Annotated in this window: 21 protein-coding genes; 11 read left to right on the top strand and 10 right to left on the bottom strand. The window is 68.7% G+C overall.

What is annotated here, in order from left to right; all coding sequences use genetic code 11:
• The first annotated feature begins 88 nt into the window (after positions 1-88).
• Positions 89-814 carry a DUF6445 family protein gene (locus ACORQU_RS03380; protein ID WP_491643450.1) on the top strand — a complete coding sequence of 242 codons (726 nt, stop codon included), beginning with the start codon at positions 89-91 and terminating at the stop codon, positions 812-814.
• 80 nt (positions 815-894) lie between these two features.
• On the top strand, positions 895-1,731 hold the full coding sequence (locus ACORQU_RS03375) for a polysaccharide deacetylase family protein (RefSeq protein WP_491643448.1): 837 nt from the start codon (positions 895-897) through the stop codon (positions 1,729-1,731).
• A gap of 7 nt (positions 1,732-1,738) precedes the next feature.
• Here the strand turns inward: ACORQU_RS03375 and ACORQU_RS03370 are convergent, their stop codons facing one another.
• Positions 1,739-3,166 (bottom strand): GGDEF domain-containing protein, encoded by a 1,428-nt coding sequence (locus ACORQU_RS03370; protein WP_491643446.1) that lies wholly within the window; start codon positions 3,164-3,166, stop codon positions 1,739-1,741.
• Positions 3,167-3,356: 190 nt separating this feature from the next.
• Here ACORQU_RS03370 and ACORQU_RS03365 point away from each other — a divergent pair, with 190 nt between their 5' ends.
• Positions 3,357-4,337, top strand: coding sequence for an NAD(P)H-quinone oxidoreductase (locus tag ACORQU_RS03365; protein ID WP_491643444.1), 981 nt, complete (start codon positions 3,357-3,359; stop codon positions 4,335-4,337).
• Positions 4,338-4,340: 3 nt separating this feature from the next.
• Here the strand turns inward: ACORQU_RS03365 and ACORQU_RS03360 are convergent, their stop codons facing one another.
• Positions 4,341-5,546: a sensor histidine kinase gene (locus ACORQU_RS03360; protein WP_491643442.1), complete on the bottom strand. Its 1,206-nt coding sequence runs from the start codon at positions 5,544-5,546 to the stop codon at positions 4,341-4,343.
• Positions 5,547-5,691: 145 nt separating this feature from the next.
• On the opposite strand from ACORQU_RS03360, the gene ACORQU_RS03355 reads away from it, so the two are divergent.
• Positions 5,692-7,020, top strand: coding sequence for a glycoside hydrolase family 2 TIM barrel-domain containing protein (locus ACORQU_RS03355; protein ID WP_491643440.1), 1,329 nt, complete (start codon positions 5,692-5,694; stop codon positions 7,018-7,020).
• A gap of 189 nt (positions 7,021-7,209) precedes the next feature.
• Here the strand turns inward: ACORQU_RS03355 and ACORQU_RS03350 are convergent, their stop codons facing one another.
• Entirely contained in the window at positions 7,210-7,473 is a 264-nt protein-coding gene (locus tag ACORQU_RS03350) for a hypothetical protein (RefSeq protein WP_491643438.1), read from the bottom strand.
• Between the two features lie 247 nt (positions 7,474-7,720).
• Between ACORQU_RS03350 and pip the strand changes: the two genes are divergently transcribed.
• A complete protein-coding gene (gene pip / locus ACORQU_RS03345; RefSeq protein ID WP_491643436.1) occupies positions 7,721-8,677 on the top strand; it encodes a prolyl aminopeptidase in 957 nt (318 codons plus the stop codon).
• Positions 8,678-9,040: 363 nt separating this feature from the next.
• On the opposite strand, the gene ACORQU_RS03340 is transcribed toward pip, so the two are convergent.
• The 3 genes from ACORQU_RS03340 to gnd form a co-directional block, all read right to left on the bottom strand.
• Positions 9,041-10,666, bottom strand: coding sequence for a sensor domain-containing diguanylate cyclase (locus ACORQU_RS03340; protein WP_491643434.1), 1,626 nt, complete (start codon positions 10,664-10,666; stop codon positions 9,041-9,043).
• 125 nt (positions 10,667-10,791) lie between these two features.
• Positions 10,792-11,685: an endonuclease/exonuclease/phosphatase family protein gene (locus ACORQU_RS03335; protein WP_491643432.1), complete on the bottom strand. Its 894-nt coding sequence runs from the start codon at positions 11,683-11,685 to the stop codon at positions 10,792-10,794.
• 153 nt (positions 11,686-11,838) lie between these two features.
• Positions 11,839-13,248: an NADP-dependent phosphogluconate dehydrogenase gene (gene gnd, locus ACORQU_RS03330; protein WP_491643430.1), complete on the bottom strand. Its 1,410-nt coding sequence runs from the start codon at positions 13,246-13,248 to the stop codon at positions 11,839-11,841.
• 447 nt (positions 13,249-13,695) lie between these two features.
• Here gnd and rpoH point away from each other — a divergent pair, with 447 nt between their 5' ends.
• Positions 13,696-14,577: an RNA polymerase sigma factor RpoH gene (gene rpoH / locus ACORQU_RS03325; protein ID WP_271646956.1), complete on the top strand. Its 882-nt coding sequence runs from the start codon at positions 13,696-13,698 to the stop codon at positions 14,575-14,577.
• A 211-nt stretch (positions 14,578-14,788) separates the two neighbouring features.
• On the opposite strand, the gene ACORQU_RS03320 is transcribed toward rpoH, so the two are convergent.
• The gene (locus ACORQU_RS03320; RefSeq protein ID WP_491643428.1) at positions 14,789-16,108 is read right to left on the bottom strand and encodes an NAD(P)/FAD-dependent oxidoreductase; all 1,320 of its coding nucleotides are present in this window, start codon (positions 16,106-16,108) and stop codon (positions 14,789-14,791) included.
• Positions 16,109-16,265: 157 nt separating this feature from the next.
• Complete coding sequence (locus tag ACORQU_RS03315; RefSeq protein ID WP_491643426.1) at positions 16,266-18,446, bottom strand: primosomal protein N'; 2,181 nt, start codon at positions 18,444-18,446, stop codon at positions 16,266-16,268.
• 432 nt (positions 18,447-18,878) lie between these two features.
• Between ACORQU_RS03315 and ACORQU_RS03310 the strand changes: the two genes are divergently transcribed.
• A complete protein-coding gene (locus tag ACORQU_RS03310; protein ID WP_491643424.1) occupies positions 18,879-19,964 on the top strand; it encodes a hypothetical protein in 1,086 nt (361 codons plus the stop codon).
• Positions 19,951-20,562, top strand: a complete 612-nt coding sequence (locus ACORQU_RS03305; protein WP_491643422.1) for a DUF3106 domain-containing protein — start codon at positions 19,951-19,953, stop codon at positions 20,560-20,562. The genes ACORQU_RS03310 and ACORQU_RS03305 overlap by 14 nt, the downstream gene beginning before the upstream one ends.
• Positions 20,563-20,566: 4 nt before the next feature.
• On the opposite strand, the gene ACORQU_RS03300 is transcribed toward ACORQU_RS03305, so the two are convergent.
• Positions 20,567-21,760: a DUF3667 domain-containing protein gene (locus ACORQU_RS03300; RefSeq protein ID WP_491643420.1), complete on the bottom strand. Its 1,194-nt coding sequence runs from the start codon at positions 21,758-21,760 to the stop codon at positions 20,567-20,569.
• 324 nt (positions 21,761-22,084) lie between these two features.
• On the opposite strand from ACORQU_RS03300, the gene ACORQU_RS03295 reads away from it, so the two are divergent.
• Both ACORQU_RS03295 and sppA read left to right on the top strand, forming a co-directional pair.
• Entirely contained in the window at positions 22,085-23,446 is a 1,362-nt protein-coding gene (locus ACORQU_RS03295; protein ID WP_491643419.1) for an MATE family efflux transporter, read from the top strand.
• Between the two features lie 95 nt (positions 23,447-23,541).
• Positions 23,542-25,449 carry a signal peptide peptidase SppA gene (sppA, locus tag ACORQU_RS03290; protein ID WP_491643417.1) on the top strand — a complete coding sequence of 636 codons (1,908 nt, stop codon included), beginning with the start codon at positions 23,542-23,544 and terminating at the stop codon, positions 25,447-25,449.
• An 86-nt stretch (positions 25,450-25,535) separates the two neighbouring features.
• Here the strand turns inward: sppA and ACORQU_RS03285 are convergent, their stop codons facing one another.
• The gene (locus tag ACORQU_RS03285; RefSeq protein ID WP_491643415.1) at positions 25,536-25,757 is read right to left on the bottom strand and encodes a hypothetical protein; all 222 of its coding nucleotides are present in this window, start codon (positions 25,755-25,757) and stop codon (positions 25,536-25,538) included.
• A gap of 68 nt (positions 25,758-25,825) precedes the next feature.
• On the opposite strand from ACORQU_RS03285, the gene ACORQU_RS03280 reads away from it, so the two are divergent.
• Complete coding sequence (locus ACORQU_RS03280; protein ID WP_491643414.1) at positions 25,826-26,140, top strand: hypothetical protein; 315 nt, start codon at positions 25,826-25,828, stop codon at positions 26,138-26,140.
• The last annotated feature ends 11 nt before the right edge of the window (positions 26,141-26,151 follow it).

The raw sequence follows: 26,151 nt of genomic DNA, 5'->3' as shown, positions 1-26,151 counted from the left end.
TGTCGGACGCCGCGTGTGCGGCAATCGGACATGTTACGCGGTCCGGTTGGTCTGCCTGGCCCGGATCAGGTGTGGGAGGATGCGGGCCATGTTCAATCCGCATCCGAAAATTCAACAGATCGCGCTCCCCGGTCGCGCGCCGGTCGTGGTGCTCGACGATGCCCTGCTCGATCCCGAGGGCCTGCGTGCCTACGCGCTGTCGCATCGGGAGGCCTTCAGCTGGCCGGCGCACAATGCCTATCCCGGACGCGAGCTGCGCATGCCCGATGCGTTCTCCGCGCAGCTGGATGACGCCTTCCGCCTGCACGCGCGCGCCGCGCTGGGCGCGCGCCGCACGCTGGCCATGTACAGCCGGTTGTCGATGGTGACCCTGCGCCCGGATCAGCTGCAGCCAGGCCAGTCGATCTGTCACCAGGACCGGCTTCTGGTACAGGGCGGTGATCGGGTGCGGGGCCACGAACTGGTCGCCGCCTCGGTGCTGTACCTGTTCGAGGATCCACGCCTGGGCGGGACCAGCTTCTTCGCCCCCACGCGTGCGCCGGCCGAGGTGGCCCGGCTGATGGCCGACACCGGTCGTCTGGATCCTGAGGCCTTCGAGCGCCAGTACGGCATCGCGCAGGCGTACATGACCAGATCGAACGCGTATTTCCAGCGACTGGCCACCGTGCCGGCACGTTTCAACCGCTTGATCTTCTACGATGCCAGCGTCTTCCACAGCGGCCATATCGATCATCCCGCGCTGCTGAGCGAGGATCTCGCCCAGGGGCGGCTGACGCTCAATGGCTTTTTCACCTGCAGCCGCGCCGCCCAGTGAGTCGGCGTTGTTGCGCCGCCTGATGGCAGCGTGTGGCCGGTCCGCTAGGCTGCAGGCCTTCCGGACCGCGAGGATGACCGATGCGCAAGCGATGGGTTGGGATGGCCGGCGTCTGCCTGGCCTGGGCGCTGCTGACGACCGTGCCGATCGCATGCGCGGCGTCTGAGCCGTTCGCCTGGCCGGAGGGCAAGCGCGCCGCGGTCAGCCTGGCCTACGACGATGCGCTGGATTCGCAGTTGGACCACGCCATCCCCGCGCTGGACCGGTATGGCTTCAAGGGCAGCTTCTACCTGCAGCTCTCGCGCGAGCCGGTCCTCAAGCGCCTGCCGGAATGGCGGGCGGCGGCGGCCGAAGGCCACGAGCTGGGCAACCACACCCTGTTCCACCAGTGCCAGGCCTCGCTGCCGGACCGCGCCTGGGTCGAGCCGCAGCGCAACCTGGACACCACCACCAAGGCACAGATGGCCGATCAGGTGGTGCTGGCCAACACCATGCTTCATGCCATCGACGGCAAGACCCGGCGCACGCTGACCGTGCCCTGCGGTGATCACCAGGCACGCGATGGCGATTACCTGCCGCTGGTGCGCGACCAGTTCGTCGGCATCAAGGTCGGGGAGGGGGGGGTGATTCCCGACATGGACACGCTGGATCCGCTGGCAGTGCCGGTCGAGGCGCCGGTGGGGTTGAGTGGCGCACAGCTGATCGCCCAGGTGGAAGAGGCGGCGCGACGCGGCACGATGATCAACTTCACCTTCCACGGCGTGGGCGGCGATTACCTGACCACCTCCAGCCAGGCACATGCCGAGCTGCTGGCGTACCTGGCCGCGCATCGCGACGTGTACTGGGTGGACACCTTCCTCAACGTGATGACCTACGTGCGCAGCCAGCAAGATCAAGCGGCGACAGGGGGCCGGTGAGACGCGCTCAGTCGCTGGCCAGGGGGCGGGCGATGACGCAGTTGCGCCCGGCGCTCTTGGCCTCGTACAGCGCCGCGTCGGTCTGTGCGAGCAGGGCATCGGGACTGTCCTGGCGGGCCGATGCGGCGGTGCCCACGCCGATGCTCACGGTCACCCAGGGCTGCGGTGCGGCCGCCGGCAGCTGCAGATCCAGCACGGCCGCACGCATGTGTTCGGCCAGTGCCAGGGCGGCCGGGGCGTCGGTGGCGGGCAGGATCACCGCGAACTCCTCGCCCCCGTAGCGGGCCACCAGGTCCAGCGCCCGGGGGCTGCCGGCGGCCAGTGCGCCGGCCACTGCACGCAGGCGGACATCGCCGGTCTGGTGGCCGAAGGCGTCGTTGAGTCGCTTGAAGTGATCCACGTCGATCATCAGCAGGGAAAGCGGCTCGCCGGTACGACGCGCACGCTGCCATTCGCGCTGCAGCACGTCGTCGAACTGGCGCCGGTTGGCCAGGCCGGTGAGCGTATCCACCCGGGCCAGGGCGTCGAGCTGATCGCGTTCGACCTGGGTGCGCAACTGGATCAGCACGCTGCGCACGCCGTAGCCCAGCGTGGCGATGGCAAAGCCGGCGATGGCCAGCGACAGATGCGTGCTGGACAGCAGGGCGGACATGACCAGCAGGCTCATCGGCAGCAGCAAGGGGCAGCATGCCTGGACCAGCAGGGACAGGGCCGGCGAGACACAGGTCGGGGGCGCGGTCCGGCGCGGACGCAGGCACAGACCGGTCAGCAGCAGGAACGGCAGGTCGATGAGCAGGTCGCTGAAACCGCCGAAGTCCGTGTCGGCCGGCTCGCCATGGTTGATGTAGGTGGCCACGGCCAGATACACCCATGCGAACAGGGTCTGGGTGCGATAGAACTGCCGGCGTGCCGGGCTCTGGCTGGCCAGGTAACGGATCAGCGAGAACACCGCGATGAGGCCATTCTCGATGTCGAGCATCAGCAGCAGCTGGTCCAGGCCGGCCGCGCTGGTGGTTCGCGTGGTGGAGAAGGAAAACGTGTGGACGAAGAACAGCGCGCCCAGCACCAGGGCCAGCACCAGATCGATCGCACGCACCTGCCAGCGCTCGCGCGCCGGACTGGACAGGGCGAAGATCAACGGCACCCCATAGAGCACGTAGAGCAGGATGCTGACACCGGCCGTGACATCGGCGTTGTGCATCCACACCGTCTGCACCATGTTCACCGCCATGCCGCCGGCCCACAGCAGCAGGGCCACCGCCAGGGCGATCCAGGCCGGGGCCACCTCGTCGCGGCGGCTGCGCCACAGGCAGGCCGCGCCCGCCATCAGCGGGGCCACGGTGAGAAAGCCGAACGAGGCCGCCTGCGCATGCGATGAGAAGGCCAGGGCCAGCGTGTGGCCTGCCAGATACAACAACGGCAGCAGCAGCGACACGCCCACCTCCGGGTCGCGAGTGATGGACGACCATACGCGGCGGCACGCGCCGGCCACAACCGGGAACCCGCATCACGCGCCCGTCAAGAACGACAGGCGTGACACCGTTCGCGTCTGCGATGGGGTGGCGATGCGTCAGGTTCACCCGGCTGGTCCTAGCATGCCCCCTTCCCGACACTGAAGTCCGTCCATGTCCGAAACCCTGATGACCGCCATCGCCGTTGCCGACGGCCAGACCGACGCCCAGGCCCTGCATCCGGTCCAGGTGGCGCGTCCGCAGACGCGCCAGGGCGAGGTCCTCATCCGTGTCCGCGCCGCCGGCATCAACCGTCCCGATCTGCTGCAGCGTCAGGGCCACTATCCACCTCCGGCCGGCGCTCCGCAGACGCTGGGCCTGGAAGTCGCCGGCGAGGTGGTCGTGCCCGCAGGCCGCTGGGAGGCCGGTGATCGCGTCTGTGCCCTGCTCGCCGGTGGCGGCTATGCGCAATACGTGGCGGTCGACGCGCGCCAGGTGCTGCCGCTGCCGGAGGGCTACGACTTCGTCCAGGCCGCGGCGCTGCCCGAAACGATGTTTACCGTGTACGCCAATGTGTTCGAACACGGCCTGCTCAAGGCCGGCGAACGATTGCTGGTGCACGGCGCGACCTCCGGCATCGGCGTGATGGCGATCCAGATGGCCAAGGCCGCCGGCGCCCAGGTCCTGGCCACTGCGCGTGGGGCCGACAAGGCCGCCCAGGCGCGCGCGCTGGGCGCCGATATCGCGGTGGATACCTCCGCGGGCGGTTTTGCAGAGGCCGCACGGGAGGCCGGCGGCATCGATGTCGCCTTGGACATGGTCGGCGCTAGCGTGTTCGCCGATACCTTGTCGGTCCTCAACCCCGGCGGCCGCATCGTCTACATCGCCGCGCTCGGTGGTGGCACGCTGGAAGTCCCGGTGTTCGAGCTGATGCGCCGGCAGGCCGTGTTGACCGGCTCCACGCTGCGGCCACGCCCGGCCGATGAAAAGGCCCGGCTCGCCGCCGAGATCGAACGGGTGGTGTGGCCCTGGCTGGCCCAGGGCAAGGTGCGCGCGCACGTGGACCGGACCTTCCCGCTGGACCAGGCGGCCGCCGCGCACGCGCATCTGGAAGCGGGCCAGCACCTTGGCAAGGTGGTGCTGACGGTCGACTAGCCCTCAGGCGGGCAGCGGGGCGTCCGGTCGCATGGCGCCGGGCAGGCGCAGGATGAACCGCGTGCCGCGCCCGGGGCGCGAGCGCACCGTGATGCCGATATCCAGGGCGGTGGCGATGCGATGGACGATCCACAGCCCCAGCCCCAGCCCATCGCGACTGCGCGTGGTCTGACGGAACGCGCCATACATGTGCGCGATCTTGTCCGGGGCGATGCCCGGGCCGTTGTCCACCACCTCGATATCCAGCGCGCCTTCGCGGCGCCGGCAGCCCACCAGCACCCGGCCACCGGCCGGCGTGTACTTGATCGCATTGGCGACCAGGTTGCCCAGCAGGGTCTCCAGCTGGCGCCCGTCACTGGGTGCGATCTGCGTGGTTCCGACGACCGTCAGGCGCACGGTCTGGCGTCTTGCAGTCCAGTCATGCGCCTGGCTGACCCGGTCGAGCACCTCGCCGATGGAGGTGGGCGCCAGATCGTTGAGCTCGAAGGTGTTCTGGCCACTCGCGCTGGACAGCATGCGCGTCAGCCCGCTTTCCACATTGGCCAGGGCCGCCCGGCCGATGTCCAGGATGCGCGGTAGCCGCTCCGCGCTAGCGCGGTGGGCCATGTCCAGCGCGAGGTTGACGGTCGTCATGGGCGTGCGGAAATCATGCCCGGCCGATGCCAGCAGCCCGGCGCGGTATTGGCTGGTGCGTTCACTGGTCGCCAGCAGGCGGCGGAGCTCCAACTGGGTCATGACCTGACGTGCCAGCCCGCGCAGCATCTGGCCCTGTGCCTCGGTCAGCGTGCCCGGCTTGGTATCCAGCACGCACACCGTGCCCAGGGGCAGGCCGTCGGGCGTGCGCAGCTGGGCCCCCGCATAGAAGCGCAGGTGGGGGGCGCCCAGCACCAGCGGACTGCCACGGAACCGCGCGTCACGATGGGTATCGGGTACGACCATCAGCGCGTCCTGCAGCAACGCATGCGCGCAGATGGAACCTTCGATCGGCGTCTCGTGTTCGTTCAGCCCATAAGCGGACTTGAACCACTGCCGATGGGCTTCGACCAGGCTGATCAACGCCATCGGGGTGCCGCAGAAGAGCGCGGCGATCTGCGTGATGTCGTCGAACGCCGCTTCCGGTGCCGTATCCAGCACGTCGTAGCGATACAACGCATCCAGCCGGCGCCGTTCGAGGGCGGCCGGCAACTTGGGAGCCGGGCGGTGATGCATGGCGGGGGATCTGAGACCAATGGCGAGCCTGCCAGCTTGGGTGTCCCCGCAAGGTGAACCCATGCCGGACATGGCATGATCCCCTTCCCCCCACACAGACCGCACCACCGGATCCGGTGGTGCGTGCGCACACGTGGAGTGATGCATGTTCAAGCGATGGGGGCTGGCGACGATGCTGCTGGCGGTGGCGGCCTTGGCCCAAGGTCAGACGCCAGTGGTCTCGGCGGCCAGCCAGGGGCCTGCACGGGTGCGGATCGCGCACCAGGGCAGCAGCTACCAGTTGCTGGTTAACGATCAGACGTTCCGGATCAAGGGGGCGGGTCTGTCGGGAGGCGGCGACCAGGAGGCCCTGGCCGCCCGGGGCGGCAATTCGTTCCGCACCTGGCGCGTGGAATCCGATCCGGCGGCCATGCGGGCCATGCTCGACCGCGCCCAGCGCAATGGGCTCATGGTCGCGGTCGGCATCGAGGTCGCGCGCGAGCGCCATGGCTTCGACTATGGCGATGCCCGGGCCGTCCAGGCCCAGCAGGCGCGGATCCAGGCCGAGATCCTGGCCTACAAGGACCATCCCGCCGTGCTGATGTGGGTGGTGGGCAACGAGTTGAACCTGGAGTCGACCGACCCCCGGGTCTGGAACGCCGTCGGCCAGCTGGCCGACATGATCCATCGGATCGATCCCAACCATCCGGTGATGACCACCCTGGCGGGCTTCGACAAGCCGCTGATCGATGCGATCAAGTCACGTGCGCCACAGCTGGACCTGATCGGCATCCAGCTTTACGGCGATATCGTCAGCCTGCCCGACAAGCTGGTGAGCAGCGGCTGGACCGGGCCCTACGTGGTGACCGAGTGGGGGCCGACCGGACACTGGGAGAGCCCGCTGACCGCTTGGCAGGCGCCCATCGAGGACACCGCCACGCGCAAGGCCGACCTGCTGCGCGAGCGTTACACCCGCTATATCGACAGCGATCAGGTGCAAGGACTGGGCTCCTATGTGTTTCTGTGGGGGCACAAGCAGGAGCGCACCCCGACCTGGTACGGCTTGTTTCTGCCTGATGGGCAGTCCACGCCCGGCGTGGACGCGATGCAGTTCCTGTGGACCGGTCGCTGGCCCGATAACCGCGCCCCGTCGATCGCGCCCTTGACCGTGGACGGGCAGGAGGCGCTGGCCAGCATCACGCTTGCACCCGGCAGTCCGCACCGGGCGCAGGCGACGGCGCAGGATCCGGAAGGCGATGCGCTGGACTATCACTGGCGCGTACTGCGCGAGAGCGAAGCGACCAGTGTGGGCGGCGACCCCGAGGCGATCCCGGCACAGGTGCCGATGAACTTCGGCAAGACCGTCGGCGGATCGGTGCGCTTCAAGGCGCCCACAGCACCCGGTCACTACCGGCTGTTCGTCCAGGTCGGCGACGGCAAGGGCCATGCGGCCTACGCCAATCTGCCGTTCCGTGTGGAAGGCGTGGGCAAGTGATCCGCGCCGCGCGCTTGGCCGCGTCAGGTTGGGCGCAGGACGGGGTGAGGAAGCGGTCGTGCCGCGTGACGAAATGAATCGCGCGACCGCGGTCTACCGCCCGCTGCATGCGATCGATCCAAGGTGGCGCTCGATGCTTGTGCGCGTGGCCTGTGGTTCGCGGTGCTTGCGATATCGGGCATGCGGATCTCACTCGTAGAACGCGTCCGCCGCGTCGATGGCCAGACCATGCGTACGGGCGAAGGCCACAGCGGCGCGGCAGGCCGCCAGGGCGAGCGGGTTGTCTTCCAGATGCGAAACCGGGGCGCACCGCATCAACAGGAGATCTGCGTATCCGACCTCGACCTGACCGTCGGGGGTCACGCTGATGGTGTCGTCACCGGAGGTGACAAAATAGAGCCGGTCGGTCGTGCGGCCATAGATCGTGAAGCAGGGCGGAGTGGGATGGTTCATGGCGTTTCTCCTTGTGGGAGCGCTGCGATGTCCACCTTACAGAGTCGCCATCGGCCAACCTGTCCGCCCGGGTCACGAACCCGTCTGCATACAAAACCTTCGCACCACGTTCGCGTGACCTGAAGGTTTCCGCGCGTCATCCGTTACGCGATGCGCGTTGGGGTCGGCGCTCATGTCATGGCCGCTGCCTCTTGTCGGGGCGCGTCCGGGTGGTAAAAGGGAGCGCCCCGTTGGTTGCGATGCCGCCATGCGCAAGCTCTATCCTCCGATCACGCCCTATGCCACCCACCGGCTGGCCGTGGATGGGCGGCACACGCTCCACGTGGAAGAGTGCGGTCAGCCTGATGGCCTGCCGGTGGTGTTCCTGCATGGCGGTCCCGGCGGTGGGCTGATCCCCGAGCATCGCTGTTTCTTCGACCCGGCGCGCTGGCGCATCGTGCTGTTCGACCAGCGCGGCTGCGGCGGCTCCACCCCGACGGCGGACGTGGAGGACAACACCACCGCGCATCTGGTGTCCGATATCGAGGCGATCCGTCTGTTGCTCGGGATCGAGCGTTGGGCGGTGTTCGGTGGCTCGTGGGGATCGACGCTGGCCCTGGCCTATGCCCAGGCCCATCCGGCGCAAGTGACCGGGCTGATCGTGCGCGGCGTCTTTCTGGGGCGACGCGAGGAACTGCACTGGTTCAACGGGGCCGACGGTGGGGCGCGGATGGTCTTTCCCGAGGGCTGGGCGCGTTACGTGGCGCATATCCCGCCAGCTGAGCGCGACGCGCTGGTCGAGGCGTACTGGCGCCGCCTGGACAGCGACGATCCGCAGGTTCGCCTCGCCGCCGCGCGCGCCTGGAACGCCTGGGAAGATGGTGCCTCGACCCTGCTGCACGATCCGCTGGTGCCTCCCGCGCCGGAGCCCGATGCCGCCGCCCTGGCGGTCGCACGGATCGAAGCGCATTACTTCCGCCACGATGTCTTCCTGGCGCCGGACCAGCTGCTGCGCGACATCGGGCGTATCCGCCACCTGCCCGGGGTGATCGTGCAGGGGCGTTACGACATGCTGTGCCCGGCCAAGGCCGCCTGCGACCTGGCGGCGGCGTGGCCCGAGGCGCGCCTGGAGATGGTGCTGGCCGGACACAGCGCCTTCGATCCGGCCATCACCCACGCGCTGGTCCGCGCCACCGATGCGTTGGCCGACCGGCTGGACAGCTGATGTCCGGCACGGCGCGGGCCTGCTAGATTCGCCACTCGATCCACGGAACCGGAGCCGACGTCCATGACGGACCCCTACAACAGCAGCGATTCCGACCGGGACCGGACGCGTGCCCTGCATGGGCATGTGTTGCGGCCCATGCCCCGCGACGCGAGACCGGTCTCGCGTCATCTGGCGCGCCCGCGCGCAAGGCCGCCCGCGCCCTCGCTGGGCTGGCGCCGCCTCGCCGGCTGGGTCGTGTTCCTGGTGTGCGCGGCGGCGCTGGGGGGCATGCTAATCCGGTTGGGCTAGGGCCCGTCGTTCCGCTCCGCACCCCGGGCGCGCGCGGCAATGGCGCGGGCCGCTCCGCATTGATCACCCGCGCTAGGGCGCGACTTCGACCCGGTCGCGGCCACCGTGCTTGGCCGCGTACATGGCGGCGTCGGCGCGTTGCAGCAGGGCGCTCGCATCGGTCTCGCCGGCCCGCCGTGCGGCGACCCCGGCACTCACGGTGACGTGCAGATCGCTGCGATCCAGCGCCGCGGCGATGCCGCTGAGCAGCGGGGCCAGGGATTGGATGCGTTGGGCCGCGTGACGGGGCTCGACGCCCGGAAGCAAGACCAGGAATTCCTCGCCGCCCATGCGCGCCACGTAGTCCTGATCGCGAAACACCGTGCGCAGCGCGCGTGCGAAATGCTGCAGCACCTGGTCTCCGGTCTCGTGGCCGAAGCGGTCGTTGATCGACTTGAAGTGGTCGATGTCCAGGAAGCCCACGGTCAGCGCGTGGTCCTGGCGCTGGGCCTGGTTGACCGCCTCGGCAAGCGTCTCCATGGCCGCACGCCGGTTATGCAGCCCGGTCAGTGCATCGGTCTGGGCCAGTGCGCGCATCTCGTCGCGCTGCCGGCGCAGGCTGCCCATGCGTAGGGTCAGGGACATGCTCGAGGTGATGGCCAGCCAGCACCCGCACAGCATCATGGCCTCCACCTTCCAGATCGCCAGTGCCTGCGGCGCGCACAACTCCCACACGCCCAGCAGGACGAAGGGCACCACGCAGGCCACGGTGGTGATTCCGCCACGTTCCCCGCGCCAGACGATGAATGAGGCGAGCAGCGTCAGCAGCAGGCAAAGCGCGTAGAAGCTCGCCTCGTCCAGCATGGACATGGAAGGGATCCAGGCTTCGGGGGAAAACAGTGCGGTGGCTGCCAATGCGAACAGCAGCCACATCAGCCACTTGGCCGCGTGGCGCAGCGGTCGGGCCAGTGCCGCCGGCGCCGACTGATGGACGAGCATGCGCACGGTCATGCCGATCAGCGCCGTGGGCAGGGCCACCACCAGGCGCAGGGACGCCTCGCCGAGCGGCAGCCAGGGGCGCGGGTAGGCCCACAATCCGGACAGCAGCGCCATCCACAGCGCAAACAGTGCCGAGCTGACCGCATAGGACAGGAACGCGCGCTCGCGCGTGCTCAGGAAGGTCAGCATCGAGGACATGACCAGGGCCAGCATCACCGCCACCGAGGCCACGCGCATCGAGAAGCGGAAGGTGTCCTGCCGCTGCACTGTTGCCGGCTGGCCCAGCCGGACCAGCGGCCGCCACAGCGGCAGGGGGCTTGGGTCGAACTCGACCTGGATCGGACTCAGATCGCCCTTGGCCGGCACCAGCACCATGCCCATCCCCGACATGAAGCGTGAGTCCAGGGTGCGCGCGTCCTGCAGGGTGCCGCAACGCTCACGGGTGTCGTGGCGGATCTCCACTTCGCCCTGGAACACGTTCATCACCACCACCGCCTGGGGAACACCAGGCCATCCCCCCGGCGGGGGCTGCAGCGTCACCAGGGTGCGGTCCGGCCGGTGCCGGTGCCGGCACTGGGGCGGCGTTTCCTGGTCTGTGGCCGCATGTCCGGTGACCACGTAGGCCTCCGGACGCGAGGCGGGCGCACAGGCCACCAGCCCCTGGAGCAGCAGCAGCGCGAGGAACAGCCTGACCAGGCGCTTCACTGCGTGGGACGTCATTGCCTTATGCGTGTTAAGCCCGCCGAAGGAGCGGAGTCTTGAACCGGGATAGCGACCAGTCTCGACTCAACTTGAGGCGCGCGCCGGGAAAATCGGGGCCGCCGGATCGTGATCGTCGTGTTGCGCTAGTGGTCCTGAGCAGGCGGGCGCTTCAGGTCGAACACCGCCACGACCGGGAAATGGTCCGAAGGATAGCGCGCGCCCTGGTGGAAGGTGATCGCTTCGACCGAGCGGAGTTCCAGCCCACGTGACAGGATCCAGTCGATCCGACGCCCTGGCGTGCCGGTGAAATCGTGGAAGGTTCCTTCCGGGCCCGTTCGCTTCGGGGCAGCCGTCCATGCATCCTGCAACGTGGCTATCAGCGCGGCATGGGCCTGGCTGTCCGGCGTGGTGTTGAAATCCCCGGTCAGGATCACCGGTTCGTCCTTTGGCAGCGCCTCCAGGCGCGCGGCGATCAAACGCGCGCCCTTGAGGCGGGCGGCCTCGTCCTCATCGCGATAGGGCAGATGGGTGTCGTAGAGGGTGAACGTCGCACCGTCGGCAATCCGCTGGAAGCGTGCCCAGGTGACCATGCGCGGAAGCGGATGCCCCCAACTGATGCTGCCCGGCACCTGCGGGGTATCGGACAGCCAGAAATCGCCGGACTGGAGCACGCGCAGGCGATCGGTGCGGTAGAACACGCCCATGTGCTCATCATCTTCTCCGCCGCGTCGGCCTTGGCCGAACCAGGCGTACTGCGGCAGGCGGGCGATCAGGTCATCGGCCTGCCGCTTGACCAACTCCTGGGTGCCGATCACGTCCGGTGCCTGCGTGCGCAGCACCGTGGCCATCACATCGCGGCGGTTCTCCCAGCGGTTGTCATCGGTGTCGACCGGCGTGCGGACATTGAATGTCATGACCTTCAACGTCGTGGGCGATGCCAGGACCGAGGCCGCTGGCAGCGCGGCCAGGACCAGCAGCAGCAGGCGCAGGCGGCGTCGACGCGTCTGCGAGGTCAATAAGCGAAGCAACAGGGACATCGTGGTTCCGGCGTGAATACATTTGCTGAATGCAATGTTCAGGCAAATGTCGTCAGACCGAAACACAACATTGGTCGCACGCCAGACGTGATTGGGCGCCAGAACCGGCCAAATATGTGATTTGAATCACACCTTTGGCCGGTGCCCAGGCGATCAGTTCCAATCGGCGTGGAAGCTGCCTTCGGCATCGGTGCGCTCGAAGGTGTGCGCACCGAAGAAGTCCCGCTGGGCCTGCAGCAGGTTGGCCGGCAGGCGCGCGCTGCGGTAGCTGTCGTAGTAGGCGATGGCCGAGGCGAAGCAGGGCACGGCGATACCCAGCTTCACTGCGGTGCCCACCACCTCGCGCAAGGCGCGCTGGTAATCGGCGGCGATCTTCTGGAAGTACGGGTCCAGCAGCAGGTTGGCCAGCTTGTCGTCGCGGGCATAGGCCTCGGTGATCTTCTGCAGGAAGCGCGCGCGGATGATGCAGCCGGCGCGGAAGATCTTGGCGATCTCGCCGTACTGCAGGTTCCAGTCGTACTCGTCCGAGGCCGCGCGCATCTGCGCGAAGCCCTGCGCGTAGGACACGATCTTGCTCAGGTACAGCGCCTTGCGCACCGCTTCGATGAAGACGGCCTTGTCGCCGTCGAACGCAGGCGCGTCCGGTCCGGCCAGGACCTTGGCCGCCGCCACACGTTCGTCCTTGAGCGAGGACACGATGCGGGCGAACACCGATTCGGTGATCAGCGGCAGGGGAATGCCTAAGTCCAGCGCGCTCTGGCTGGTCCACTTGCCGGTGCCCTTCTGCGCGGCGCGGTCCAGGACCATGTCGACCAGGTCGGCATCGGTCCTGTCATCGCGCTTGCGGAAGATCTTGGAGGTGATCTCGATCAGGTAGCTGTCCAGCTCGCCTTCGTTCCACTGGGTATAGATGTCGGCCAGCTCGGCATTGGACAGGCCCAGCGCCTGCTTGAGCACCGCATAGCTCTCCGAGATCAGCTGCATGTCGCCGTACTCGATGCCGTTGTGGACCATCTTGACGTAGTGGCCGGCGCCATCGGGACCGACGTAGGTCACACACGGCGTGCCGTCCTCGGCCTTGGCCGCGATCTCGGTCAGGATCGGCGCGACCAGCTCATAGGCGTCCTTGGGACCGCCCGGCATGATCGATGGCCCCTTGAGCGCGCCTTCCTCGCCGCCGGACACGCCGGTGCCGATGAAGTGGAAGCCGGCGTCGGCCAGTTCCTGGTTGCGGCGGCGGGTGTCCTGGAAGAAGGTGTTGCCGCCGTCGATCAGCACGTCGCCCTTGGACAGCAGCGGCTTCAGCTCCTCGATCACCGCGTCGGTGCCGGCACCGGCCTTGACCATCAGCAGGATGCGGCGCGGGGTTTCCAGCGAGTCGACGAATTCCTGCAGGGTGTAGGTGGGTACCAGCCCGGCGTCGGGGCTGTCGGCCATGACCTCCTCGGTCTTCTCGCGGCTGCGGTTGTAGATGGAGACCTTATGCCCTCGGCTGGCGATATTGAGGGCCAGGTTGCGGCCCATGACCGCCATGCCGACCACGCCGATAGGTTGCTTGCTCATGTCTGCTCCAGGTGCCTTGCGACCATGCCGCGAGAGGTGGGCGCGCATGATAGCGAGGCCGCCGGTGCCGTGACGTCAGCCGGTCCCGTGCCCGGCGGGACGCTGCGTCCGACAGGGCGGCGATTGCCGGTGCGGAGCGCGGGGACGGATGCCTTGATCCGTACAGACCGGTGGTTGAGGCTGGCGCGACCATTCGTCGGATGTAACGCCAGGCGCTCGCCTCTTGAACGCGGCACTGACGACCCGCATGTCATTGTCAGGCAGCTCGCTGGAGCCGGTCGTATCGGCCAAATGATTGATTCGAAATGAAATTTGGATTGGTCTTGCGTCGTATTTCCAAAAGTGAATGCAATACAACAAATTCCAGGAAGATTGTCCTTTTGGTAGAACGAAGGGAACCATTCCAGGCCTTAGCAGTCGAACCTCCACATTGCTAATATCGCTGCCATGAACCAGACCTCCGCAGCCACCGCCATGGTGGCCAACAACCTCCCGATTCCCAGCCCGCTTGGCTCGCTGGACGCCTACATCGGCGCCGTGCACCAGATCCCGGTACTCACGGTCGATGAGGAGCAGGAGCTGGCGCACCGCTTCCGCGACGACAACGACCTCGATGCCGCCCGTGAACTGGTGCACTCGCATCTGCGCTTCGTCGTGCACGTGGCCCGTGGCTACAGCGGCTACGGCCTGCAGCTGGGCGACCTCATCCAGGAAGGCAACATCGGCCTGATGAAGGCCGTCAAGCGCTTCGACCCGGACATGGGCGTGCGCCTGGTGTCCTTCGCGGTGCACTGGATCCGCGCCGAAATGCACGAGTTCATCCTCAAGAACTGGCGCATCGTCAAGGTCGCCACGACCAAGGCCCAGCGCAAGCTGTTCTTCAACCTGCGCAAGTCCAAGACCCGCCTGGGCTGGATGAACGCGGCCGAAGTCAGCGCCGTGGCCAAGGACCTCAACGTCTCCGAGCGCGAAGTGGTCGAGATGGAGTCGCGCCTGTCCGGTCGCGATATCGGTTTCGACGCTCCGGCCGACGAGGACGAGGAGCGCTCTGCGCCGCCGTCGCCTGCCCACTACCTGGTGGCGGGTGAGGAAGATCCGTCGCAGGCCTATGAGCGCGCCGACAGCGAGGGCAGCCAGCTCGAACTGTTGCGCGAGGGCATGGCCAACCTGGATCAGCGTTCGCGCGACATCGTCGCCCGCCGCTGGCTGGACGATGACAACAAGGTCACCCTGCAGGAACTGGCAGACGAGTACGGCGTCTCCGCCGAGCGCATTCGCCAGATCGAGGCCAACGCGCTCAAGAAGATGAAGGCGCTGTTCGCGGCCTGATTCCGGCAGCCCGGAAAGTACGTACAAGAACCCCGCTCAGGCGGGGTTTTTTGTTGGTCTCGCGCATCCTGGCCCTGAACGTGCCGGAGTGCCCGATCCATGCCTTGTCGGTGCGGTGCGGCGATGGAGAGCGGCCGAGGCCGCCATAAGAGAACAAAGGCGCACGCGCTGCCCTGCGCGCGGTTGCGTGATCCCGACACGGCCGGCCGGGTCAGCCTGCGGCGCGGCGCTGTTCGGCGACGGGATCCTGGGCGCCATGGTCGTCGGGCACCTTTTCCTTCGGCGCGCTGCCGAAGATGATGCGCGCGGCGCGCTGGTAACTGATGTAGGCCATGGCCCAGTTGACCAGGACCACGAAGCGGTTGCGGAAGCCGATCAGGAAGTACACGTGGGCGGCCAGCCAGAACCACCAGGCCAGCGGGCCCGACAGCTTGAACCTACCCAGGTGCACGATGGCGGCCATGCGGCCGATGGTGGCCAGGTTGCCGAAGTCGCTGTACTTGAACGGCGTCGCGGGCTTGCCGGCCAGCCGCTGGCGCAGCGTCTTGGCGATGTGCTTGCCCATCTGCTTGGCGGCTGGCGCCACGCCGGGCACCGGCTTGCCGTTGGCCTGCTGGATCGCTGCCAGGTCGCCACCGACGAAGATGTCCGGGTAGCCCGGCACGCTCAGGTCCGGCTGCACCAGCACGCGGCCGGCCCGGTCCAGCGGAACGCCCAGGCAGCGTGCCAGCGGTGAGGCCGCCACGCCCGCCGCCCACACCACGGTGCGCGCGGCGAAGAACGTCTCACCGAGCTTGTAGCCGTGCTCGTCGATGTGCGTGACCGGCGTGCCGGTACAGACGTCCACGCCCAGCTTTTCCAGCTGCGCGTGCGCCTTGTCGGTGAGGTCCTCGGGGAAGGAGGGCAGCACGCGCGGACCGGCCTCGATCAGGCGCACGTGCGCATCGCGCGGGTCGATGTGGCGGAACTCGTCCTTCAGCGTGTGACGCGCGATCTCGGCCAGGGTGCCGGCCAGCTCAACGCCGGTCGGGCCACCGCCGACGATGGCGAAGTGCAGCCAGGCCGCGCGCTTGACCGGGTCGGTCTCCGCCTCGGCACGCTCGAAGGCGACCAGCATCTCGCGGCGCAGGCGCAGGGCATCGTCCAGGGTCTTCAGGCCGGGCGCGTGCTCGGCCCACTGGTCATTGCCGAAATACGCGTGGCCCGCGCCGGTGGCCAGGATCAGCGTGTCGTAGCCGATCACGGTGCCATCGGACAGTTCCACCGTGCGCGCCTCGGGAACGACATGGGTGACCTCGCCCAGTTGGACCTCGATGTTGCGCTGGGCGCTGAGGATGTGGCGCAGCGGCGCGGCGATATCCGGCGCGGACAAGCCGGCGGTGGCGACCTGGTATAGCAGCGGCTGGAACAGGTGGTGGTTGTGGCGGTCGATCAGGGTGATGCGCACGGGTGCGTTGTCGAGCGCGCGCGCGGCCCACAGGCCGGCGAAACCGCCGCCGACAATGACCAGATGGTGTGTGGAAGCTGACATGGGAGGGAGGGCTGCAGTTGGAAAAGCATTGGCGGCGCCGGGCGTGTGCTCAGCCTGTCGCGCGATACCCAGGATTCTGTCATGCCTCACCCGCGCGAGCCGTCACGTCAATTCGACTTTTTGATGAGATCCCCTCATCGGCGTGTCCGCCGCGGATTCAGTACAAGTCCGTGGGGTCTACGTCCAACGACCAGCGCACGCGCCGCGCCTCGGGTAGCGCGTCGATCACCGGCAGGGCCGCCTGCAGCGCCGCATGCAGGCGCGGGCGCTGCGCTGTGGACAGCAGCAATTGCATGCGTTGGAAGCCCGCCCGGCGCGGCATGGGCGCCGGCATCGGGCCGTGCAGCTCGACGCTGGCGTCGGCGCTGGCCAGCGCGGCGCGGGCCACGCGCAGGAACGCCTGCACGTGCTCGACCTGTTTTGCTTCGGCGCGGAACATCGCCAGGTGAGCGAACGGCGGAAACCCGGCCGCCTGGCGGTCCAGCAGCTCGGCGTCGGCCAGCGCGCGGTAGCCGCCGGACAGAAGGGTTTCCAGCAGCGGATGGCCCGGATGGTGGGTCTGCAGCCAGACCTGCCCGGGGCGCGCGGCGCGACCGGCGCGGCCAGCGACCTGGATCAGCAACTGCGCCAGCTTCTCCCCCGCGCGGAAGTCGGCCGAGAACAGGCCTTCGTCCACGCCCACCACCACCACCAGGGTCAGCAGCGGCAGGTCGTGGCCCTTGGCCAGGATCTGGGTGCCGACCAGGATGCCTGGCCCGTCGCCCAGCGTGGCGAACGCTTGCTCCAGCGCGTCCTTGCGTGCAGTGGTGGAGCGGTCGATGCGTAGCACCGGCACCTGGGGGAAGCTGTCGGCGAGCAGTTCCTCCAGGCGCTCGGTACCCACGCCCTGCGGCTGCAGCGCCAACCCGCCGCAGTCAGGACAGGCCGGCGGTGCCGCCTGGCGGTGGCCGCAGTGATGACACTGCAGACGCCGGCCGGCCGCATGCACGGTCATCGGGGCGTCGCAGCGATGACAGTGCGCGGTCCAGCCGCAGTCGTGGCACAGCAGCACCGGCGCGTAGCCGCGGCGGTTCTTGAACACCAGCACCTGGCCGCCGGCCTGCAGCTGGGCGGCGATCGCTCCCAGGGTCTCGGGGGAGAGTCCGGCCGCCAGCGGGCGCTTGCGCACGTCGATCACGCGCACGCTGGGGGCCTTGGCATCGCCGGCACGCGTGGTCAGGCGCAGGTGCGCGTAGCGCCCGGCCTGGGCGTTGTGCAGCGTCTCCAGGGAGGGCGTGGCACTGCCCAGCACCACGGGGATGTCCAAGGCCTTGCCGCGCACCAGGGCGAAATCGCGTGCGTGGTAGCGGATGCCGTCCAGCTGCTTGTAGCTGCCGTCGTGTTCCTCGTCGATCACGATCAGCCCGGCCTCGGGCAGCGGTACGAACACCGCCGAGCGAGTGCCCACCACCACCCGCGCCTCGCCGCGCAGACAGGCGGCCCAGGTCAGGGCGCGCTCGCCATCGGCCAGCCCGGAGTGCAGTGCATATACCTCCACACCCAGGCGTGCGCGAAAGCGGGCCAGGGTCTGCGGCGTGAGGCCGATTTCCGGCACCAGGACCAGGGCCTGGCGGCCGCAGGCCAGGCAGGCGGCGATGGCCTGCAGATAGACCTCGGTCTTGCCCGAGCCGGTGACCCCTTCGAGCAGGATCGGGGCGAACCCCTGCGCCGGAATGGCCGCCACCGCGGCCTGCTGCTCGGGGTTGAGCGCCGGGCCAGGCTGGGCCGGCTGGGCGTGCCCCCGCGGGGCCTCGGCGATGCGCTCGGCGAACGCGCGCTGGGCCAGGCTGCGTGCGGCGATGCGCCAGCCCGGGTGCAGGTCGTCCAGCTGCCATTCGGCCACGCCGTCACCGCCCAGGGCCTCGGCCAGCAGGCGCGGTTTGCTGCCTGCGCGCAGGCGGTCGCGGGCCGTCACGCCGGCTTCGGTCAGGCGCCAGCGCCAGGCTTCGCGAGTCGGCAGGGCCTCGCCGTGGCGCAGGGGGCCGGGCAGGGCGGTGGCCAGCACCTCGCCCAGGGGGGCGTGGGTGTAGCTGGCCAGCCACTGCAGCGAGCGGCGCAGTTCGCCGGCCAGCAGCGGGTCTGCGTCGAGGATCTGCAGGGCGCTGCGCAGGGCACCTGCCGCGGGATCCGCGGGGGCGACCGCGACCACGATCCCGACCAGCTCGCGATGGCCGAAGGGGACGCGCACGCGGCAACCGATGTCGCCCGGACCGGCCGCGTGGCCGTCGGGAGGCAGGTAGTCGAAGGCCTGCCGCAGGGGGACGGGCAGCGCGATGCGGAGGACGAGAGCGGCGGACATCGGCGGCAAGTGTAGGTCACCGCTTGCGCCCGAGCCGGGCCATGTGCGTTTGCGTCAGAAAGCTGACATTTCACTGACAAACCACGCGCAACCCCCGGTCGCCATTGGGAAAACCCCCTTATCCACATCGGCTGTGGATAAGCCTGTGCATGGCGTGGGTGCTCCACGCGTAAATTCGCGTGGTCGTTAGGCATCCGTCACATTGGTGAAAAAAACGCCAAGCCGGTTTTTTCCATATAGAACAACAAGTTGTGCGTGGAACCCTGGGGTTTGGGAGCCGCCGTGCTCGCCTGCGCGGGGCTTGGTGAACGAAAAATGATTGCTGTGCACAACCGCTTTGAAGTCAAGCCCCGTCGAATCCCGGGAAATTTGAATGTTTGGCGAATGTCAAGGCGTTTGTCGACAAACCCAACCCGCGTCGGCACGCCTATCATGACGCCCGTATTCCGCCTTGCCGATCCGATCCTGCCCTTGAACACAACCGACGACGTCCCCGCCGCGCTCTCAGCCTTCCTGCGCGGGGTCGAACGACGCGGCGTGGTCCTGGCCGAGCTCCAGTGCGGCCGCCGCGACACCGGCGAGATCGCCCTGGCCGCCGCGCTGCGGGCCTTCCGCCAGTACGCCAGCGAGCAGCCGATGGCCGCCTGGCCACGCGGCTTCTGGTCGCTGCTGGTCGCCGCACCCCCTTTGCGCCAGGCGCACCCGGAGGCGCGCTGGCCCGACGCCCTGGATCACCTGGCCGATCTGGCCGATGACGACCGCCTGGCCTTGCTGCTGCGCCTGGTTGCAGGACTGGACGAAGAGGATGCCGGCGCGGTGCTCGGCGTGGACCAGGCCGGCTATCGTCAGGCGCTGGCCCGGGCCTGTCCGCGTGATGCGGAAGGCCAACCCGATGCCGATGCCTGGCGCGCTCTGGCCGAGGCGATCCAGCAGCACCTGCGGGCGCTTCCGCCAGAGCGGCTGGCGCACCTGTCGCGTCTGCGCGAGTCCTTGGTGCAAGGTCAGACATCCCGCCCGGCCCCGCCGACGCAGGCCCCGGCTGCGACCCCGGCACCCGCACCCGCACCCGGGCAGCCCACGCGTCCGCGTCCGGCAGCGCGTCCCCGGCGCGCGCGCGGCGATGCACGCCCGTTTCCCTGGGGCTGGGTGCTGGGAGGACTGGTCGCCCTGTGCGCCCTGGCGGCCGCGGGCTGGTGGTTCACCCATGGAGGTCGTCTTGCCGCGCCTGCCACTGCGGGCGCGCCGTCCGGCGACCGGGGCCAACAGGGCTTGCAGGACGCCGCCCAGGTCCAGGTCGATACCCTTTCCGGAGACGACGAGGCCGGTGTCCACTACGACGATCCGCAGGTGCTGCTCTCGCACCCGGATTTTGATCTGTTGATGGACCCGGACGGCCTGGCGCTGGCGCGCCGGAGCGGGATGCTGTCCTGGTACGCCGCCGCGCCGCAAGACCGGCAGCGTGAAGCCGCCGAGGCCATGGCCGGCACCGCCCAGGAGCGCGACGATGCGACCCCGTAGCGCGCTGGCCCTGATCGCCGGCGCACTGGCGGTGGTGACGATGACCCTGGTCGCGCAGGCTGGCGACGAGGGGGCGAATCTGAGCGCCCTCCAGGCCCAGCGCGCCGCGCGCCTGGCCGCGTTGGACGAGGCCGGCCGCGCGGCGTTCGCCCGCCGGATGGTGGCCTGGGATGCATTGCCGCCCCTGGAGCGTGCGCGTCAGCGAGCCGCCTACGCCGACTGGATGGCGCTGGACGCGCAGACCCGCGCCCGTCTGAGCCAGGCCGCCGCCATCCTGTCCACCCTGCCGCCGGCGCAGCGGCAGGCGATGCAGGCGCGCTTTGACGCGCTCGACCAGACCGATCAGGCGGGCTGGCGGCTGGGACCGGACCTGGGCGCCGATTACGCCAAGCTGCATCCGCTGCTGGCCTTCATGCCCGAGGCCGAACGCCAGCCGCTGTTGGCGGCACTGCGCCAGATGACCGCGCCGCAGCGTGCGGACCTGGCCGTGCTGGCCCAGCGCACCCCGCCCCAGGAGCGCGACGCGCTGCGCCAGGACCTGATCGCCACCACCGCGCAGGACCGCGACCGCTGGTTGCAGGAGCGGTTGAGGCGCTGAGGCCTCAGTGCGTCATGCTGTTGAAGCCGACCATGAGCGTGGCCACGCCGACCAGCACGAAATACAGGTTGCCGATCACGACGTACTTGATCGTGGTCAGCCACCAGGGTTCGCCATAGGCGCGGTATTGCGTGAGCCACAGGTAGACCGGCACCCACAGCAGCAACAATACGCGCAGGGTGGCGAGGATCCACGACATCCAGCCAGCGCTGGCCGGGAGCGCGCCGTCGAGCAGCATCAGGACGAAGACGGCCAACAGCGACAGCACCATGTAGGTGTGGCTGTACAGGCCCACGACCAGGTGCTCCAGGTAGCCGCGGCCGCTGCCCAGGTAGAAGACTTTCAGCAACAGTGCGAACACCGGCACCAGCACGAACAGCGCGCTGGGAATCGCGGCGATGAACACATGCAGGCCTTCGCCGGGATCATCGCTGTAGCGGCGCAGGTTGATCTGCGCGCGCGCCAGCTTCTTGTTGATCCAGCGATTGGCGAAGCCGGGCAGGGCATCGATGTGGACCGGGTTCCTGGCCGGATCGAAATGGCCCAGCAGGTCGTCGTCCGCGTCAGGCGTGTCGGGCGCTGCGTTCGAAGCATCGGTCGACGCTGCGAGCGTGGCCGGCTGGTTCGGATCCAACTGGTGGATGCGGGCCTGCGCATCGATGCGGATCTTGCGCATGCCCAACTGCGTCACCCGTGCCAGGCCTGGCACGCCGGCGACCTGGCGGTTGGCCTGGACGAGGTCGGCGAGTTTGGCGTCGCGCTCGGCCTCCACCGCTGCCACCGTGGTCTGTTCGGCGAACTCCCCTGGGTTGGGTGGCAGGTTGGCCCCGGCGGGATCGAGCGTGGCAACCGCCGGCATCGAGACGTTCGCGCCTTCCCAGTGGAACGCGTACTGCGCCACGAAGAACGTCAGCACGCTCATCACCACGAACAGACGCAGCGGCGGCACGTACGGCGCGCGATGCCCGCGCAGGAAGCGCACCGCCAGCCGGCCCGGGAACAGGAGGTCGCGCAAGGTGCGCACGATGCGTCCGTCCAGGTGCCAGAACGACTCGAGCACGTCCTCCATCGCGTGGGCGAAGCTGCGCAGCGGGTTGTGCGCATGCTGGCCGCAGTGGGAGCAATACTCGCCGGTCAACGGCGTGGCGCAGTTGTCACAGGCGGCAGGAGCGGCATGGTCGCCGGCCGGCGTGTTCATGCCCAGGTCCTTTCCAGCGGGCTGCAGATGCAATGGCGACAGCTCGGGTTGCCTGGTCCAGTTGGCTGGGGTGCGAGCGTGGTCCGAGCGCCAAATACGGCAACCCGAAGAGCTGCTCCGGCACGCACGCGGCGCTGCGTCATCACGCAGTGGCTGATCGACATGGACTTCCTCGTTATTCCCGCAAGAGACGCGCGTTGGCTAGGCGTGGCCTTTCCCCATTGCATCAGTGGGCCGCCGCGAGCGGTAAGATAGCCGTCCTTTCCGGCCCGATGCCAGCGCCCATCCCGCGCGCGATCGCAGCCGATGCGTCTGGTTTTTCTCATGTCCGCCCAATCCTTGCCCACGCCGGGCCTTGCGCAGGAAGTGCGCACCACCGGCCGGCTCGCCTTGCCGCTCGTCATCGGCCATGTCTCGGCCGGCCTGGTCGGCTTTGTCGACAACATCATTGCCGGCCACCACGCCACCGCCACGCTGGCGGCGGTGACCACCGGCACGGCGTTGATGTGGCTACCGCTGATGGTACCGATGGGCACCCTGGTGGCGCTGGCCGCCTCGGTGTCGCACCACGATGGCGCCGGCGAGCATGACCGCATCGGACCGCTGTTCCGCCAGGCGTTGTGGCTGGCGGCCGGGCTGGGGCTGGCGATGTTCGCTTTCCTGAGCCTGGCGCCGTATGCGCTGGCGCCGATGGGCATCGCGCCTGAGATCGTCCCGGGCGCGCGCGACTTCCTGCACGGCATCCGCTGGGGGCTGCCGGCGATGGCGCTGTACCTGTGCATGCGCAACCTCAGCGAAGGCATGCACTGGACGTTGCCGACGATGGTGCTGGGCTTCGGCGGGCTGTTCGTGCTGGCGCCGGTGGGCTATGTGCTGGCGTTCGGCGTCGGCGGATTCCCGGAACTGGGCGCAGGCGGGCTGGGCATCGCCTCGGCGGTAACGATGTGGATCCAAGCCGTGCTGTTCGCCACCTATCTGGCGAGGTCGCGGCGCTTCGCGCCGTTGGGACTGTTCGCGCACCTGGAGCCGCCGCGCTGGTCGCAGATCGCCGGCCTGCTGCGCACCGGCTTGCCGATCGGGGTGACGGTGCTGATGGAGGGCGGCCTGTTCATCACCACCGCGCTGTTGATCGCACGGCTGGGGGCGACGCCGGCGGCCGCGCACCAGATCGCGATCAATATCTCGGCAATCTGCTTCATGGTTCCGATGGGCTTGGCCGAGGCGACCACCGTGCGCGTAGGCCACGCCCTGGGGCGCCGCGATGGGGCCGGGGTGCTGCGCGCGGTGCGGGCCGGCTACACCATCGTGCTGGGCACCCAGGCGGTCGCCGCGATCGCCCTGGCGCTGTTCCACCAGCAGATCGCCGGCATCTATACCGACGATCTGGCGGTCGCCGGCCTGGCCGGCAGCCTGTTGGTGCTGGCCGCGGTGTTCCAGTTTCCCGATGGGCTGCAGGTGATGTCCGCCGGGGCGCTGCGCGGGCTCAAGGACACCCGCGTGCCGATGCTGCTGGCGGCGGTGTCCTACTGGGGCATTGGCATGCCCCTGGGTGCTGGCCTGGGACTGGGCCTGGGCTATGGCCCGCGCGGCATGTGGATCGGACTGACCGTGGGGCTGACCGCCGCCGCGGTGCTGATGGGCTGGCGCCTGCACCACAGCCGGCGCCGACTGGCGTGGATGACCTGATTGCCATCGGCGCGCATGACGTGTGGGGCATGCCGGTGTGGCGCCGCAGCGGCTAAGCTGGCGGCCAGCTTCCCGTAGAGAGCGCGTTGCCGCCCATGAACCAGCCCGTCCGCCGCGATCCCGTCAGCCGATTCTTCATCGGTCTGTGGGACGTGATGAATTTCACCCGCCGCCTGATCTTCAACCTGGTCTTCTTCGGCCTGCTGTTCCTGATCGCGGTGCTGGTCATCATCGCCCTGGCCAAGGGCAGTGGCGGTCCCCGGCCGCTGCTGGACCGCACCACCCTGGTCATCGCTCCGGATGCGGCGCTGGTGGAACAGTACAGCTCCGACCCGGCCAGCCGCGCGCTGTCCAAGGCCTTCGGCCAGGAGGGCAACGAGCTCCAGCTGCGCGACCTGCTGCGCGCGATCGAGGCGGCCAAGGACGACAAGAAGATCGAGCGGGTCCTGGTCGATTTCGACAAGCTGCAGGCCAGCGGCTACGCCTCGCTGCGTGAGGTGGCTGCCGCGCTGGCCGACCTGCGCGCCTCGGGCAAGCAGATCGTGGCCTTCGGCGAGAACATCAGCCAGGGCCAGTACCTGCTGGCCGCGCAGGCCAACGAGGTCTACCTGGATCCGATGGGCAGCGTGGTGATGGAGGGCCTGGGCCGCTACCGCCAGTACTTCCGCGAAGGCCTGCAGGACAAGCTGGGCGTGGACGTGCACCTGTTCCGCGTGGGTGAGTACAAGTCCGCCGCCGAGCCCTACATCCTGGATGCGGCTTCCGAGGACGCCAAGGAAGCGGACCTGTACTGGATGAACGACATCTGGGGCCGCTACCTGGCCGACGTGGGCAAGGCCCGCAAACTGGACCCGCAGGCCATCGCCGCCGGCATCGACAACCTGCCGGCCGAGGTCACCGCCGCCGGTGGCGACCTGGCCAAGCTGGCCCTGCAGCAGAAGCTGGTCGACGGACTCAAGACCCAGCGCGAGGTCGACGAACTGCTGACCAAGCGCGGCGTGGCCGACGATGACGACAAGGACGATCTGGGCTTCCGCCACATCGGCCTGGACGCCTACCTGGCCCAGCTGGACAAGCGTCCGCTGGCCCTGGACGAGCGCGCGCAGGTGGCCGTGGTCGTGGCCGCCGGTGAGATCAGCGGCGGCGACCAGCCGGCCGGTCGCATCGGCGGGGAGAGCACCTCGGCGCTGCTGCGCCAGGCGCTGGACGATGACAAGGTCAAGGCCGTGGTGATGCGCGTGGATTCACCCGGTGGCGAGGTGTTCGCCTCCGAGCAGATCCGGCGCGAGGTCGTCGCCCTGCAGCAGGCCGGCAAGCCGGTGGTGGTGTCCATGGGCGACCTGGCCGCGTCCGGCGGCTACTGGATCAGCATGAACGCCGATCGGATCTATGCCGACCCGTCCACCATCAGTGGCTCGATCGGCATCTTTGGCCTGATCCCGAACTTCGCCCGTGCGCTGGACAAGATCGGCGTGCATACCGATGGCGTGGGCACCACGCGCTTTGCCGGTGCGTTCGACCCGACCAAGCCGATGGACCCGGCCGTGGGCGAGGTGATCCAGGCGGTGATCAACAAGGGCTATGCCGACTTCACCGGTCGGGTGGCCGCCGCCCGGCACAAGACCGTCGAGCAGGTCAACGAGATCGGCCGTGGCCGCGTGTGGAGCGGCCAGCAGGCGATGGAGCGTGGGCTGGTCGACCAGATGGGCGGCCTGAAGGACGCCATCGCCGATGCCGCCGCGCGCGCCAAGCTGGGCAAGGCCGGCGATTACCGCGTGCGCTATGTGGAGAAGGAACTGTCGCCCTTCGAGCAGTTCATCGCCAATGCCGCTGGCAACCCGGTGGGCAAGGCGCTGTTTGGACACTCGGATTTTGCCCAGGCGATGCTGCTCAAGGCCATGCCGCAGACCGCCCAGCAGCTGCAGTTCGTGCAGGATGCGATGGCGCGCAAGCCCGGCGCCAAGCCGGTGACCGAGCTGGCGTACTGCTTCTGCGGGCTGTAACCGCACCGCAGGCAGGATGAAAGAAAGCGGGCCACTGGCCCGCTTTTTTTGATCCGATCGGCGTGTCGGAAAATGCCGTGCCGCCGTTACTGGGTGTCGGCCTCGATCTGCCGATCCTGCGCGGCCTTGGCTTGTTGCACCTGTCCCTCTACCGCCTTGGCGCGATCCAGTGGATCGTGCAGGGCACGCGCGGCGGCGGTCTGCGGCTGCGGCGGCGTTTCCGGCTGTGGCGTGCTGGGTGGGCTGCAGGCGGCCAGCGCCAGACAGCCCAGACACGACAAAGCGATGGCGATGCGCAATGCAGGCATGGCAGAGGTCTCACGTTGGATGCACGGCTATCCTACGCCGGTGCGCGGCAGGTGCTGGAGGACAGGGAATGTCGAAAGGGAAGGCAGCGGCCAGCGCAGTGCCGTGGTCTGCGCGCACGGGCTACGCATTCGCAGGCGCATTGCTGTTTGCGCCGTCGATGGCCGGGTTGGCCTTTGGCCTGTGGCGGCTGAGCCAGCCCGCCCAGGTCGTCTGGGTCTTTCATGGTGCTGGGCTGGCGGTGTTCTGGTTGGGCCTGTGCGCCGTCGTGGCCGCGCTGGTGACGCCGTTGCGGGGCTTGTCGCGCACGCGCTGCGCATTGGCCGGCGCGGTGCTCGCGCCGGTGCTCGGCATGTTGTGGGTCGTGGTGTACAACGCGCGTTGACCCAGCTGCTG

Source organism: Pseudoxanthomonas sp. JC1303 (genome assembly GCF_058448525.1).
The sequence above is the reverse complement of the archived record's forward strand: the minus strand, read 5'-3'. Positions and strand labels throughout refer to the sequence as shown.